14 protein-coding genes are annotated in these 13,075 nt (G+C 60.6%); 9 read left to right on the top strand and 5 right to left on the bottom strand.

The window, feature by feature from the left end; all coding sequences use genetic code 11:
- Positions 1-104 precede the first annotated feature (104 nt).
- Both ANTHELSMS3_RS02275 and ANTHELSMS3_RS02270 read right to left on the bottom strand, forming a co-directional pair.
- Entirely contained in the window at positions 105-1,280 is a 1,176-nt protein-coding gene (locus ANTHELSMS3_RS02275; RefSeq protein WP_094033459.1) for an acetyl-CoA C-acetyltransferase, read from the bottom strand.
- A gap of 208 nt (positions 1,281-1,488) precedes the next feature.
- Positions 1,489-2,346 carry an EAL domain-containing protein gene (locus tag ANTHELSMS3_RS02270; RefSeq protein ID WP_094036876.1) on the bottom strand — a complete coding sequence of 286 codons (858 nt, stop codon included), beginning with the start codon at positions 2,344-2,346 and terminating at the stop codon, positions 1,489-1,491.
- Positions 2,347-2,554: 208 nt separating this feature from the next.
- Here ANTHELSMS3_RS02270 and rpsD point away from each other — a divergent pair, with 208 nt between their 5' ends.
- Positions 2,555-3,175 (top strand): 30S ribosomal protein S4, encoded by a 621-nt coding sequence (rpsD, locus tag ANTHELSMS3_RS02265; RefSeq protein WP_094033458.1) that lies wholly within the window; start codon positions 2,555-2,557, stop codon positions 3,173-3,175.
- A 662-nt stretch (positions 3,176-3,837) separates the two neighbouring features.
- Here the strand turns inward: rpsD and ANTHELSMS3_RS02255 are convergent.
- Positions 3,838-4,053 carry a DUF1127 domain-containing protein gene (locus ANTHELSMS3_RS02255; RefSeq protein WP_094033456.1) on the bottom strand — a complete coding sequence of 72 codons (216 nt, stop codon included), beginning with the start codon at positions 4,051-4,053 and terminating at the stop codon, positions 3,838-3,840.
- A gap of 247 nt (positions 4,054-4,300) precedes the next feature.
- On the opposite strand from ANTHELSMS3_RS02255, the gene phnC reads away from it, so the two are divergent.
- From phnC to phnE (ANTHELSMS3_RS02235), 4 genes are all read left to right on the top strand, one after another.
- Positions 4,301-5,107 (top strand): phosphonate ABC transporter ATP-binding protein, encoded by an 807-nt coding sequence (gene phnC, locus ANTHELSMS3_RS02250; RefSeq protein WP_094033455.1) that lies wholly within the window; start codon positions 4,301-4,303, stop codon positions 5,105-5,107.
- Between the two features lie 67 nt (positions 5,108-5,174).
- Positions 5,175-6,074 (top strand): phosphonate ABC transporter substrate-binding protein, encoded by a 900-nt coding sequence (gene phnD / locus ANTHELSMS3_RS02245; RefSeq protein WP_094033454.1) that lies wholly within the window; start codon positions 5,175-5,177, stop codon positions 6,072-6,074.
- Between the two features lie 80 nt (positions 6,075-6,154).
- Positions 6,155-7,030: a phosphonate ABC transporter, permease protein PhnE gene (phnE, locus tag ANTHELSMS3_RS02240; RefSeq protein WP_094033453.1), complete on the top strand. Its 876-nt coding sequence runs from the start codon at positions 6,155-6,157 to the stop codon at positions 7,028-7,030.
- Between the two features lies 1 nt (position 7,031).
- Positions 7,032-8,384: a phosphonate ABC transporter, permease protein PhnE gene (gene phnE, locus ANTHELSMS3_RS02235; protein WP_198319867.1), complete on the top strand. Its 1,353-nt coding sequence runs from the start codon at positions 7,032-7,034 to the stop codon at positions 8,382-8,384.
- A gap of 314 nt (positions 8,385-8,698) precedes the next feature.
- Here phnE (ANTHELSMS3_RS02235) and ANTHELSMS3_RS02230 read toward each other — a convergent pair whose 3' ends face one another.
- Positions 8,699-9,880 carry an alpha-D-ribose 1-methylphosphonate 5-triphosphate diphosphatase gene (locus tag ANTHELSMS3_RS02230; RefSeq protein ID WP_094033452.1) on the bottom strand — a complete coding sequence of 394 codons (1,182 nt, stop codon included), beginning with the start codon at positions 9,878-9,880 and terminating at the stop codon, positions 8,699-8,701.
- Positions 9,881-9,980: 100 nt separating this feature from the next.
- Positions 9,981-10,688 (bottom strand): phosphonate metabolism transcriptional regulator PhnF, encoded by a 708-nt coding sequence (phnF, locus tag ANTHELSMS3_RS02225; RefSeq protein WP_094033451.1) that lies wholly within the window; start codon positions 10,686-10,688, stop codon positions 9,981-9,983.
- A 102-nt stretch (positions 10,689-10,790) separates the two neighbouring features.
- Here phnF and phnG point away from each other — a divergent pair, with 102 nt between their 5' ends.
- From phnG to ANTHELSMS3_RS25400, 4 genes are read left to right on the top strand one after another with little or no spacing between them, the layout of a single operon-like run.
- Positions 10,791-11,231 (top strand): phosphonate C-P lyase system protein PhnG, encoded by a 441-nt coding sequence (phnG, locus tag ANTHELSMS3_RS02220; RefSeq protein WP_094033450.1) that lies wholly within the window; start codon positions 10,791-10,793, stop codon positions 11,229-11,231.
- Complete coding sequence (phnH, locus tag ANTHELSMS3_RS02215; protein ID WP_094033449.1) at positions 11,231-11,797, top strand: phosphonate C-P lyase system protein PhnH; 567 nt, start codon at positions 11,231-11,233, stop codon at positions 11,795-11,797. Before phnG ends, phnH begins: the two co-directional genes overlap by 1 nt.
- A gap of 3 nt (positions 11,798-11,800) precedes the next feature.
- Positions 11,801-12,883, top strand: coding sequence for a carbon-phosphorus lyase complex subunit PhnI (locus tag ANTHELSMS3_RS02210; protein ID WP_094033448.1), 1,083 nt, complete (start codon positions 11,801-11,803; stop codon positions 12,881-12,883).
- Positions 12,880-13,038 (top strand): hypothetical protein, encoded by a 159-nt coding sequence (locus ANTHELSMS3_RS25400; protein WP_157733382.1) that lies wholly within the window; start codon positions 12,880-12,882, stop codon positions 13,036-13,038. Before ANTHELSMS3_RS02210 ends, ANTHELSMS3_RS25400 begins: the two co-directional genes overlap by 4 nt.
- Positions 13,039-13,075 lie beyond the last annotated feature (37 nt).

The raw sequence follows: 13,075 nt of genomic DNA, 5'->3' as shown, positions 1-13,075 counted from the left end.
TCTTGACCGGATGTTGCGACCACTGATTTTGTCGGGCGATCTCGCAAATCTTCTCAAAAAAAAGGGGCGCCAAACGGCGCCCCTTTTCTGCGCTTGCAGAGTCGTTACGGACGCTCGACGCAGAGAGCGACACCCATGCCGCCGCCGATGCACAGCGTGGCTAGGCCCTTCTTGGCGCCACGGCGCTTCATCTCGAACAGCAGGGTGTTGAGGACGCGCGCGCCCGAGGCACCGATCGGGTGGCCGATGGCAATGGCGCCACCGTTCACGTTCACGATGGCCGGATCCCAGCCCATGTCCTTGTTCACGGCGCAGGCCTGCGCGGCAAAGGCTTCGTTCGCCTCGACCAGATCCAGATCGTCCACCGTCCAGCCAGCTTTTTCCAGCGCCCGGCGCGAGGCGTAGATCGGGCCGACACCCATGATTTTCGGGTCCAGACCAGCGGTGGCATAGGACGCAATGCGTGCCAGCGGCTCAATCCCGCGCTTTTCGGCCTCATCGGCGGACATCAGCAATGCACCAGCGGCGCCGTCGTTCAGGCCCGACGCGTTGGCGGCAGTGACGGAGCCGTCTTTGGTAAAGGCGGGGCGCAGTTTCTGCATTGCTTCCATGGTGGCGCCGTGACGGATGTATTCATCCTTGTTCACCACGATGTCGCCCTTGCGCGTCTTGACGGTGTAGGCGACGATTTCATCGTCGAACTTGCCCGCCTTTTGCGCCGCTTCGGCCTTGTTCTGCGAACCGACAGCAAATTCGTCCTGCATGTCGCGGCTGATCTGCCATTGCTGGGCGACGTTTTCGGCGGTCTGGCCCATGTGGTAGCCGTTGAAGGCATCCCAGAGACCGTCACGGATCATCGTGTCGATGTACTGCATGTCGCCCATCTTTTGGCCCTGACGCAGATTGGCGCAGTGCGTGGACATCGACATGTTTTCCTGTCCACCGGCGGCTACGATCGAGGCGTCACCAAGCTGGATATGCTGGGCGGCAAGAGCCACAGCGCGCAGGCCCGAGCCGCACACCTGATTGATGCCCCAAGCGGCGGATGCCTCTGGCAGACCAGCGTTGATGTGCGCCTGACGAGCCGGGTTCTGACCCTGGCCGGCGGTCAGCACCTGGCCAAGAATGGTTTCCGAAACGTCCGCTTTGTCGATTCCGGCGCGCTCAACCAGTGCTTGCAGCATGGTGGCACCGAGATCATGGGCGGGAATGTTCGCAAACGACCCAAGAAACGAGCCCACGGGTGTTCGGGCTGCGCTTGCGATAACGACATTGGTCATGTGTTGTCCTCCAGGCAAGCGGGTGCATCAGGGCAAGACGCGGGTCCGCCGGGTGCGGGCCCTTCTCTTCCTCGCTTGTCCGCATGGGGAATAGCGGAAACGTTGCGTCATAAGAACTGGACAGGGTGTCTCAGGCGCAGGTGCAACGCGGCTATGTGTCCGGCGTGGGATGTGCGGCGCGGTCAATGGGCGGGGGTGGCCAGATAACCTATCCGACGCGGCGGTCAGACTCTTGTTTGCGCCAAGGGGGGCGGACGCTGGGCGCGGCAAAGAGGTATCCCTGCAGGCAATCCGCGCCAAGTGCCGCAAGGCAGTCCGCATCGGCGGCAGATTCGATCTTTTCGGCGACGGTGAACATGTCGAATTGTTCAGCGATCTTGATCATGGCACCGACCAGAACCTGATTGTCGGGGTCATCCGCAACACCAGAGCAGAATTGACCGTCGATCTTGAGGATGTCGAACCGGAATTCCTTGAAATGGCGCAAGGCTGTATAGCCCGCGCCGAAATCGTCGATGGCAAAGGCGATTCCACGGCTCTGGAGGTTGTCCATAAAGCTAACGACCAATTCCGGCACCAGCATCGCCGAGCTTTCGGTGATTTCTAGAATCAACCGCTCCGCCACGGTCGGCTCCTTTTCCAAACCGCGAGTGAGCGTGCGCATCCACTTCTTGTACCCGATGGACCGGGCCGACATATTGATCGATAACCGCAAACCCGGCGTCCGGGCCAGTTCCGCCAACCCCTTTTCCAGTGCGATACAGTCGAGCATGCGCCCGTATTCAGTTTCCTCAACGGAATCGATGAAGTCTGCCGCCGGGATGACCCGTCCGGTTTCGTCCAGAACGCGAATCAGCCCCTCATAGAACGCAACCTTGTCCCGCGCGCGGGCTTGCAACACGGGTTGGTAGGCCAACAGGACCTGCCGGTGCTGAATGGAACGTCGGACCATGTCTATTGTCGAGGCGTCGCGCGCCTTGACCGCGTGTTCCAGCGCGTTGCGCGCTCCGCTATCGAATGCTAAAGATTTCGCCACTTCCGCCTCCGTGCCGTGGTCCTGCCCCATTTGCATCCCAAGGCGTGAAGCAACGGTTAATGTTCCTCTTTGGTTCAAATTGTTCGGGTCCGTATCGGCCCGCTTGACACGGCAGGTCGCGGCTGTATAAGCGCGCCTTCATTGGTGTTGGTGGCCCCCGCAAGGGAATGCCTGTCACTCCGGCCCGTTCCGGGGAGAGGACAACGCCCTTCGACAACATAAACGAAGGAGATCAGCCGTGACCAAACGCACGACTGCCAAGTACAAGATCGACCGCCGCATGGGCGAAAACATCTGGGGCCGCCCGAAGTCCCCGGTGAACCGCCGCGAATACGGCCCCGGCCAGCACGGCCAGCGCCGCAAGCAAAAGATTTCCGACTTTGGCCTTCAGCTGCGCGCGAAGCAAAAGCTCAAGGGGCACTACGGCGACCTGACCGAAAAGCAGTTCCGCCGCATCTTCGCCGAAGCCGAGCGTATGAAGGGCGACACTGGTGAGAACCTGATTGGTCTTCTTGAGCGTCGGCTTGACGCCGTTGTTTACCGTGCCAAGTTCGTGGCCACCGTGTTTGCGGCGCGCCAGTTCGTGAACCACGGCCATGTGCTGGTCAACGGCAAGCGGGTGAACATCCCGTCGTACCGCGTCAAAGAAGGCGATGTGATCGAAGTGCGCGAAAAGTCGCGCCAGATCGCCGCGCTGATCGAGGCCACGCAACTGACCGAGCGTGATGTGCCCGACTACATCGAAGCCGATCATTCGAAGATGACCGCAACATTCGTGCGGACCCCGCAGCTGGGCGATGTGCCTTACGCTGTTCTGATGGAACCGAATCTGGTTATCGAATTCTACGCACAGAACTGATCTCGGGCGGGGCAAACCCCGCGCGACGTCCAGTGTTTCGAAAGGCCGCCCCGTTGGGCGGCCTTTTTGTTGGGCTGTTCGCTTAGCTTTTTAACATGCAGAAAACGCTGTGTATTTCGGGGGGCTCTCGCAAATCCCTGACCCAAGGCGACATAGGGCGCCGACGCACGGGCGCGAGATATGCCAAAACTTTCAAATTGGCATCGTTTTTTCTTAATTCCGATAGTCAGTCTCGCCTTTCCTGCCTTGTCTCAGTTGGCTGGACAGGGTCACGGAACGGCGATGCGCTAGGGCATGGACGGCGCCGTCTGCGGCATGGCGATCATGTCTGGTCTGCATGCTACTCCCAACAAGAGTGCGGAATTGGCGTCAATGCATCGCAAGAGTCAAAAATATCGAGCGCCGTGTGAGTCTTTTGCCAAACGACATTCGCATGGTGCCTTCATCCTGCGATGCGGCGGTCTTGGTCGATGCCTGACAGGTTCATGCAGTGGACGGGCCGACATGGTGGCCAGTGGCATGGCGGTTGTTCATGAGATGATGATGATGCGCCGCGCGCAGATGAACGCCACCTCCCCAGAACAACGACGCCGCGCTCGGGGTCGAGCGCGGCTGTCTTAATTCGGGCGGACGGCAGGCCGGCCGCATGGGAGATCTCAACGTCAGACGTAAAGGCTATCGCGGAAGACATGGCGCACGATGTCGGCGCGTTTGAGGCCGCGTTCGGCCAACTCCGCATCGGACATTGCGGTCAGTTTCTCGACCGCTTTCATGCGGTGGTCCGACTCAGCGATCATAACCAATGTGTTGAAAATCGATCTGAAGAAACCGGCGAAGATATTGCCGCGCGGTGCGACGGATGTGAGTGTGTCAGCCATTTCGGGACTCCTGAGTAAGTGGATGGAGGTCCTCCCCTTGCCATCAAGTTAGGCTTTGCTGCGGTGCAGCGCCAGTGCCAGAGCTGCATAGCCGCGTTCCAGCCTCTGCATGGCTGGCCAGCAAAAACCCAGACAGATGGTGTAAAGGGCCGCGCGCGCTAGCTGTGTTACAAAAGCTTTGCGCAACCGTCACGGAACAGACAAGCCCGGCGCTTAGGACGCGGCCTCAGTGATATGGGGGATTTGCGTGCTACGCATCGACAAGCTGACCAAGCGCTTTGGCGCAAACGCTGCCGTGGAGAACGTCAGCATCACGATTGAAGGCTCCGCGATGATCGGGGTCATCGGTGCCTCAGGCGCGGGCAAGTCGACTCTGTTGCGCATGATCAACCGGCTTGCCGACGCCTCAGAGGGGGCGATCTGGTATCAGGACCGCGAGGTCACGCATTTGACTGGCAAGGCCAAGCGCCAATGGCAGTCCGAATGCGCGATGATCTTTCAGCAGTTCAACCTTGTCCCGCGGATGGATGTCGTGTCGAACGTGCTGCATGGCACCCTGAACAGGCGGTCGACCCTTGCGACGCTGTTCAATCTCTACCCAACAGAGGACATCCACCGCGCGATCGACATCCTTGATCGGTTGGGTATCGCCGAAAACGCGCCCAAACGGGCCGAGGCGCTATCGGGTGGCCAGCAACAGCGCGTCGCCATCGCGCGCGCCCTGATGCAGGACCCCAAGATCATTCTTGCAGATGAGCCCATCGCCTCTCTTGATCCAATGAACGCACAGATCGTCATGGACGCGCTGCGCCGTATCCACGACGAAGACGGCCGCATGGTGATCGCCAACCTGCACACGCTGGATACCGCGCGTCGCTACTGCGACCGTGTGATCGGCATGCGCAAGGGCCGCGTGGTCTTTGACGGGACGCCCGAGCAGCTGACGACCGGCGTTGCCCGCGACATCTATGGCGCTGGTGCCGAATTTTCCGAGGCCACGACATCGACCGATATCGCCGCTCTCGAAGCCGGGCGCGAGGCGCTCCCGGCCTGAGTGTTTCCACAAGTTTTCATCACCCTTGCCAATTGTTGGCAGGGGCCATCAACCAGAGAGGAAGACGATGAAAAAGCTCCTTATCGCGCTTGCAGCAACCACCACACTGGCCACCCCGGTCCTGGCTCAGGAGTTCACTGAATTCCGCATCGGCATCCTTGGCGGCGAAAACGCCCAAGACCGCATGACGTCGAATGAATGCTACCGTGCCAAAGCCGAAGAGCTGCTGGGCGTTCCGGTCAAGCTGTTCACCCCCGCCGACTATGATGGCGTGATCCAGGGCCTGCTGGGCGGCACCATCGACATGGCATGGTTGGGTGCATCGGCCTACGCCAAGGCATACCTGACCGACCCCGAGGCAGTTGAGCCGATCATGGTCAAAACCAATGTAGACGGCTCCTACGGCTACCACTCGATCGGTTTTGCCCGCAAAGACAGCGGTGTCACCTCGTTGGACGACATGAAGGGCAAGGTCTTTGCCTTTGGCGATCCGAACTCGACTTCGGGCTATCTGATCCCGTCCATCGAGATCCCCGCGGCCACAGGCGCCACAATGGAATCCGGCGACTATTTTGGCGAGGTCAAATTCGTTGGCGGTCATGAGCAGACCATCGTTGCAGTCGCAAACGGCGACGTTGACGCCGGTGTGACATGGGCCGACGGTATGGGCGCATGGGAAGATGGCTATAACTCTGGCGCGCTGCGCAAGGCCTCCGACGCCGGTCTGGTCGACATGAACGAGCTGGTCCAAATCTGGAAGTCAAAGCCGATCCCCGAAGGCCCGATCGTGCTGCGCACATCGCTGCCGGAGCGCGTCAAGATCGACATCACCACCCTGACGGCGTCGCTTCCCTACATGGATCCCGACTGCGCCTATAACTTCATGGCGGGCGAAGCACTGGGCTTCCAGCCGATCTCGCATGACGACTACATCTCGATCATCGAGGCGCGTAAGTCCAAAATGTAAGCCATTGGCTTGAACCTCGGGCCGGTCCTTTTGGGGCCGGCCCGTCCTCTTTCCGATCCAGATAGACCGAGAACACCACAATGACCGACGTCACGCTTGGCCACTCGATCGGGGGGCAACGCTCCGCCGAAATACAGCAGGCCTATATGGCCATGGCCCGCACCAAGCGGATGTATGGCGGCATTATGCTGATTATCTTCATTGCGCTGATGACGTCGGGCTTCATGCTTGCCGACAGCCGCAATGCGGGGGGGTTCTGGAACGGTATCCTGAACGTCTTTCAGTTCCCCGGCGAAGTGATTTCCGAGGCCAGTGAGAAGGTCGCGCTGATCCCGGCCTTGATGGTCAAGTTCTTTCCGTCGCTGATCGAGACGATCAACATCGCCGCCGCCTCGACGTTGGTGGGCGGTTTGCTGGCGGTTGCGTTGTCTTTGCTGTCCACCCGTGGATTGGCACGCTTTCCGGCCTTGATCGGGGTGTTCCGCCGCCTGATGGACATCATGCGCGCCATCCCTGAGATCGTCATCGCGCTGGTGCTGATCTTCGTCTTGGGGGGCGGACCTGTTCCCGCCATGATCGCCATCGCCTTTCACACGACCGGTGCGTTGGGCAAATTGTTTTCCGAAGTGAATGAAAACGCCAGCCAGAAGCCGCTGGAGGGTTTGGAATCGACCGGCGCATCTTGGTCCCAACGGATGCTGTTGGGGGTCATCCCGCAGGTCGCGCCAAATTGGCTCAGCTATGCCTTGCTGCGGTTTGAGATCAATATCCGCGCCTCGGCGATCCTTGGCTTCGTCGGGTCTGGGGGTATTGGTTATGACCTCAAGAACGCATTCAGCTGGGGGCAGGGCCGATATGATGAGGTGGCTGCCATCTTTATCCTGCTCTTCTTGACCATCGTCTTCTTCGACCAACTGTCGAGCCATTTCCGCAACAAGCTCGTGACTGGAGCGTGACATGACTGCGACCGTGGAATTCTTGCCGATAGACACTCTCAAGGCACAAGCTGACCGCCTGATCGGACGAAAACGGCTGATCGGCTTTGCTGCGCCGTTGGTGATCCTGGCCTATTTTGTCTACCTGTTCTTTGCCTTTGATATTCCCGGTCTTGTCGACCGCGCGCGGATGGACAACGCAGCGATCCTTGTGGCGGACAGCTACAGTCATAAAACGCATATCACGCATGACAACCGCAACGGCGGTTTGGTTTTTGCCATCGAGGGTGAGGCCAAGGGCCGGTATCCCGCTGACATGCGGCCCGAGTTCGTCACGCCGATTGGAGAGGATGCAGTACGGGTCGAGCTTAAGGCCGGCGAATTTGCCGAGATCGAGGGCTCTACCCTGCGCTATACCCGGCCTGACTACGGGACGGTGACGGTGCGGATCGAGGGTCGGGAGATTATCCTTGATACGCCGGACGGCAATGTGCCGGACTGGATCGGAGCCAGCAGCACACGGGTCAACATCACCGGCGAAGGCGGTCGCGCGGCGGTCACCCGCGCCCGGACAGAGGTGTTCCGCTATTCCTTTGGGTGGGAGCTGTTCTGGTTCACCCTGGACAGTCCTTTCTACGGAAAATCGTTTTCTGAACTTGTCGGCCTTGCGATGTCTGGCGACCGGATTGTTGGCGAAAAAAGCAACTTTGCCGCGATGGTTCATGATTTCTGGAACAATCCGATGTGGCGGCACAAGGATGTGGTCTGGGCGATCTTTGAGACCATCCTGATGGCGTTCCTGGGCACGATGGGCGCCGCCCTTATTGCGCTGCCACTGGCCTTTTTGGCGGCGCGCAACTTTACACGGTTGATGAGCGTTCGGTTTGCGGTGCGCCGTGTGTTCGACTTTGTCCGTGGTGTGGACGGGCTGATCTGGACGATCATTCTGAGCCGCGCGTTCGGACCCGGTCCGTTGACGGGGGCTTTGGCGATCATGCTGACCGACACCGGTTCTTTTGGTAAGATGTTTTCCGAAGCGTTGGAAAACGTCGACGACAAGCAGATCGAAGGCGTGCGTTCGACCGGGGCGAAACCGTTGCAGCGCTACCGTTTTGGTGTGATCCCGCAGATCACGCCGGTCCTGCTCAGCCAAGTGCTTTACTATCTCGAATCCAACACCCGCTCAGCCACCGTGATCGGTGCGATCACCGGCGGCGGCATCGGTCTGCTGCTGACGCAGGCGATCATCACCCAGAAAGACTGGGAAGAGGTGAGCTATTATATCATGCTCATCGTTTTGATGGTGATCTTCATGGACTGGGCCTCTGGTGTCCTGCGTCGCCGCCTGATCAGGGGCAAAACCAACGGGCATTGAGTGCCGCGGGTCGAGGCGTTTCGCGTGAGTTTTTGATGGGTTCGCCCCCGTTCGCCCCGATGCCGGGCGAGCGGGTGCAATCGGTTCTGGCACAGCGGTTGGCCGTTTCGGATTACTGTTCCGGCATCAGTCGGTTTAACAAAAAAGGGCGGCCGTTTCGGGCCGCCCGGTTTGGTCATGAAAATTTTAGCAACCAACGCTTTATACATCCCGACACCGGAGAAAAAAGGCGTGCGGGGCGCGGTTACACTCACAGGTGTTCCCATACCGGCGCGTCGTGACAGTTCCGTGAAACGGTCAGAAAAACCTGCGTATCATTCGGCAGCCAGTCGACGGGGGTGTCCGGCCCCCAGAAAACGGAAGGCCGCCTCGCCTGTCAGATGGGTAATCCTGCCGCCGCAGATGGTCGCCTCGACCACGCGGGTCTGGGCGTTGATCACCACCAGATCCGCGCGGCGTCCATAATCGATCGTGCCACGGTCGGGCATTCGCAGGATTTCCGCCGGTGCGGATGAAATCATCGCCCAAGCACGGGGCAGATCCACCAGCCCGTCATCGACCAACCGAAAGGCGGCCTGCGACAACGCCGGGTAATAATAATCCGACACCAAAGCATCGCACAGCTGTGCTTGGATCAGATCGCGCGCTGCGATATTGCCCGACTGCGAGCCGCCGCGCACAACGTTCGGAGCGCCCATCACGATCGGATCACCGACCGCACGCGCCAACGCCGCAGCAGGCCGCCGGGTCGGAAATTCACAAACCTTGGCCCCGATCTGCGAATAATACTCGCGCGTTTCGCCGTCGCGGTCATCGTGACTGCCATAGGTGACGCCCAGCGTGTCAAAGGCTTCGGCCAAGCGGCACAGATAGCGCGGCACGTCCGGTTTTTGGTCGCGCGCGGCATGGACTCTGGCCAGATGTTCCTCGACTGAATGTCCGGCATGCTGTGCCCACATTGCCAGCCGCGACATGTCGCTCTCGGCAAGGTGCGCCGCCTCATCCAGGTGGTTGTTGAAAACGACATAGTCGATCCCGTGACGGAGTACTGCGGCCAACAGCCGGTCTGCGGTATGCACAGTATGCGTTTCACAGCGGATCTGGACCCGTAGGTCGGTCAATGCCTCTGCGGCGTAGGCATCGACAGCGTCCAGAAAGGCCTCGGCATGGGTGGGGCCGCGCGGTCCGCCCTCCCAGCTCCAGCTGTGCGCCATCCAGGCGGTTGTCACACCATTTGACGCGGCATCGCGGTCGGTCGCTCGCAGGGCTGTCGCCAGCGAAAAGGCGGCAGAGGGCCGGGGAGTCAGGTGTCGCTCAAAGGCATCGCCATGCAGGTCGATGATGCCGGGAAGGATATAGTACCCTCTCAGATCCACCTCGGGGAGGGGGCCTTTGGAAATGCGACCGTCCTGAATGGCGACGGACCGCGCCTGCATGGCACCGTCTCGCAGGACAGTAGCGCCAGTCAGGCGTAATGAAGAGGGAGCGATGGGCATGGAACTGCTCCGGACGAAAATTGCCCTGACGTCCTACCCTTGCAATGTATCATCGCAATGACGGCATGTGTGCTGTTCCATGAAAACATCGGGACGGGGATCACGACTCCAGCGTCAGGGTCACACGGTCCCCGGCAAACCATGTCTTGCCGTATTCTATGGGAACGCCATCCGGGTCGATGTTCACGCTTGTTGTGCGCAGCAAAGGCGCGCCAGCTGCCAGTTTGAGGCGCGTGGCCTGCGTCGCGGTGGCCAGATGTGCAGTCACACGGGTCGAGGCGCGGGTATAGTCGGCCACCCCGCATGCGGCAAGCGCCTCAGTCACGGTGGCATAGGCGTGCAGGGCCTCTGGCAGATTTGGCAAGCGTGCGGCCGGAAAAACCCCGGTCCCAAGCGCTACAGGCTCGCCATCGGCGGTGGCCAGCGACTGGTAGACATGAACCGGGTCGCCGGGCGATAGTCGCAGCGCGCGCGCCTCTCCGGGATCGGCCAGTCGGGTTTCCGACATCAGGATCTGGCGGCCCGGCACCCGCCCGGACGCCCGCAGGTTCTGGTTGAACCTGACACGCCGCCCAAGGGCATAATCCGTCGGCTTCGCGGCCACAAACGCGCCCGCGCCGCGCCGCGAATGGACAAGGCCGCGGTCGGCCATGGCCTGAAGCGCACGGCGTACAGTGTGGCGGTTCACCCCGAACCGCGCCGACAACTCTGCCTCTGTCGGCAGTTTGTCTCCTGGGCGATAGCGGCCCGCAGCGATGTCACTTGTCAGGCTGTCAGAAATGGCGGTCCACAGCGCGGGACGAGACATGTCAAAAAACTTTCATCTGGGACGGTCTTGCCTGATTGACAAACGGTCGGTATGGATTTGTCTAGTTGTATATTTACTGCGACAACTCTGCAAGGTGTCTAGATGACCGATGAACCCGCCCGCAAAGACTGGATGAGCCTGCTGGCCAAATCCCGGCCCGCCGCGCTAGAGGCGCTTTGGCAGGACCGGCAGGTGCCGCGCTTTACATGGTTGCGTGCTCCGGAAATCGGCGCGGCCATGGTGCGCGGACGGATGGGCGGCACCGGTGCGCCCTTCAATCTGGGTGAGATGACGGTGACACGCTGTTCGCTGCAGCTGGACGATGGCACAGTTGGCCATGGATATGTTCAAGGGCGCGACAAGCCGCACGCAGAACGCGCTGCCCTGATCGATGCGCTGATGCAGACGGATGCGGCAACGCAGGTCCAGACAGAGGTGCTTGTCCCACTTCGCGCACAGGCCGCCGCACGGGCAGAAGGCCGCGCCGCCAAGGCAGCGGCGACAAAGGTTGAATTCTTCACACTCGTTCGGGGAGAGGATTGATGGACGCAGCTTTGCTCAAAGGTGGGTTCGCCGATGTGCCGGTCGATTCCGCTCGTGCCTTTCGGGCCGCCATGACCGCAATGGCCCGTCCCGGAACGCTACATACCGTTGCGGGCGCCGCGCCGCCCGCGCCGCTATTGACCGCTGCCGGGGTTCTGATCCTGACGCTCTGCGACCCGGACACAGGGATCTATCTGGCGGGCGACTATGACTGCGCACCTCTGCGCGACTGGATCACCTTTCACACCGGAGCGCCGCTGGTGTCGGCCGAAGACTGCGATTTTGCGGTGGGGGAGTGGGAGGCGCTGCAACCCGTCAGTCGGTTCCGGTTTGGGACAGCGCAATACCCGGATCGGTCCGCCACGCTGATTGTCGAACTGCCGGAGTTGTCGGAGTCAGGCGCGCGCCTGACCGGGCCGGGGATTCGCGACAGTGCCGCGCTGTCCCTGCCAAAGACACAGGCGTTTGCGGCAAATGCAGCACGGTTCCCACTGGGTTGGGACGCCTATTTCTGCGCCGGGGATCGGCTTGCCGCCCTGCCGCGCAGCACCAAAGTGGAGGTCTGAGCGATGTATGTTGCGGTCAAGGGCGGCGAACGCGCCATCGACAATGCCCACGCATGGCTCGCGGAAGAGCGGCGCGGGGATACCTCGGTGGCCGAACTGTCCGTGGACCAGATCCGGGAACAACTGAAACTCGCGGTCAACCGGGTGATGACAGAGGGGTCCCTGTATGATCCCGACCTTGCTGCGCTGGCGATCAAGCAGGCGCGCGGTGACCTGATTGAAGCGGTGTTTCTCATCCGGGCCTATCGGACCACCTTGCCGCGATTTGGTGGCACGCGCCCCATTGAGACTGCGGATATGGCCTGTATCCGGCGAATCTCGGCCACGTTCAAGGACGCGCCGGGGGGCCAAGTGCTGGGGCCGACTTTTGACTACACGCACCGCTTGCTGGATTTCAAACTGGCCGCTGATGGCGAAGTGCCACCTGCGCCGACCGCTGCACCCCGCCAAGAGCCGACGCCGCATATCACCGATTTCCTGAATCATGAGGGACTGATCCAGCAGGAGCCGACCAATGACGAGACTCCACCAGACTTGACCCGCGCGCCGATGGAGTTGCCCGGGTCACGGGCGCTTCGCCTGCAGGCGCTGGCGCGAGGCGATGAGGGCTTTGTCCTTGGCATGGCCTATTCCACCCAGCGCGGCTACGCCCGCAATCACGCCTTTGTCGGCGAGTTGCGCATCGGCACGGTGGATGTGGAAATGGAGATTCCGGAACTGGGCTTTGCCATCGACATCGGTGAGTTAGAGGTCACCGAATGTGAGACAGTCAACCAATTCCAAGGCTCCAAGACGGAACCGCCACAGTTTACGCGCGGCTACGGGTTGGTGTTCGGCCAAACCGAACGCAAGGCCATCTCAATGGCCTTGGTGGATCGCACATTGCGCTGGCGCGAACTGGGTGAGGACAATGTCGGCGCCCCTGCACAGGACGAGGAGTTTGTCCTGTACCATTCGGACAACATTCAGGCGACCGGCTTTCTGGAACACATCAAGCTGCCGCATTACGTCGACTTCCAGTCAGAACTGGAACTGGTGCGTAAATTGCGGCGTGACGCATCCGGTGTGCAGGAGGCGGCGGAATGACCCCGTTAGTCTTTGGTTTTGCGCGCGTGGATGACCTTGGCGATCAAGGCAAGGCTGAAAACGACAAGCAGGGCAGTGGTGATTGTGTACATCGGTTTGGTCCTTTTGAGGCTGCGATGCCGAAGGACTACAGGGCAAAAAGGGCGAGAATATGAAACAAAACGCCATTCAAACTTCGGAAAGTGGCCGTGT

This window comes from Antarctobacter heliothermus (assembly GCF_002237555.1).
In the GTDB taxonomy this organism is placed as follows: Bacteria; Pseudomonadota; Alphaproteobacteria; order Rhodobacterales; family Rhodobacteraceae; genus Antarctobacter; species Antarctobacter heliothermus_B.
Note: the sequence above shows the minus strand (reverse complement) of the source record. Positions and strands in the feature narration are given on the sequence as shown.

What these genes read in the sequence shown, in the direction of transcription:
- ANTHELSMS3_RS02270 (WP_094036876.1), bottom strand. Translation starts at nt 2,346, where the DNA reads ATGGGGCAGGACCACGGCACGGAGGCGGAAGTGGCGAAATCTTTAGCA.
- ANTHELSMS3_RS02255 (WP_094033456.1), bottom strand. Translation starts at nt 4,053, where the DNA reads ATGGCTGACACACTCACATCCGTCGCACCGCGCGGCAATATCTTCGCC.
- phnH (WP_094033449.1), top strand. Translation starts at nt 11,231, where the DNA reads ATGGACGCAGCTTTGCTCAAAGGTGGGTTCGCCGATGTGCCGGTCGAT.
- phnE (WP_094033453.1), top strand. Translation starts at nt 6,155, where the DNA reads ATGACCGACGTCACGCTTGGCCACTCGATCGGGGGGCAACGCTCCGCC.
- ANTHELSMS3_RS25400 (WP_157733382.1), top strand. Translation starts at nt 12,880, where the DNA reads ATGACCCCGTTAGTCTTTGGTTTTGCGCGCGTGGATGACCTTGGCGAT.
- phnE (WP_198319867.1), top strand. Translation starts at nt 7,032, where the DNA reads ATGACTGCGACCGTGGAATTCTTGCCGATAGACACTCTCAAGGCACAA.
- phnD (WP_094033454.1), top strand. Translation starts at nt 5,175, where the DNA reads ATGAAAAAGCTCCTTATCGCGCTTGCAGCAACCACCACACTGGCCACC.
- ANTHELSMS3_RS02275 (WP_094033459.1), bottom strand. Translation starts at nt 1,280, where the DNA reads ATGACCAATGTCGTTATCGCAAGCGCAGCCCGAACACCCGTGGGCTCG.
- phnG (WP_094033450.1), top strand. Translation starts at nt 10,791, where the DNA reads ATGACCGATGAACCCGCCCGCAAAGACTGGATGAGCCTGCTGGCCAAA.
- ANTHELSMS3_RS02210 (WP_094033448.1), top strand. Translation starts at nt 11,801, where the DNA reads ATGTATGTTGCGGTCAAGGGCGGCGAACGCGCCATCGACAATGCCCAC.
- ANTHELSMS3_RS02230 (WP_094033452.1), bottom strand. Translation starts at nt 9,880, where the DNA reads ATGCCCATCGCTCCCTCTTCATTACGCCTGACTGGCGCTACTGTCCTG.
- phnF (WP_094033451.1), bottom strand. Translation starts at nt 10,688, where the DNA reads ATGTCTCGTCCCGCGCTGTGGACCGCCATTTCTGACAGCCTGACAAGT.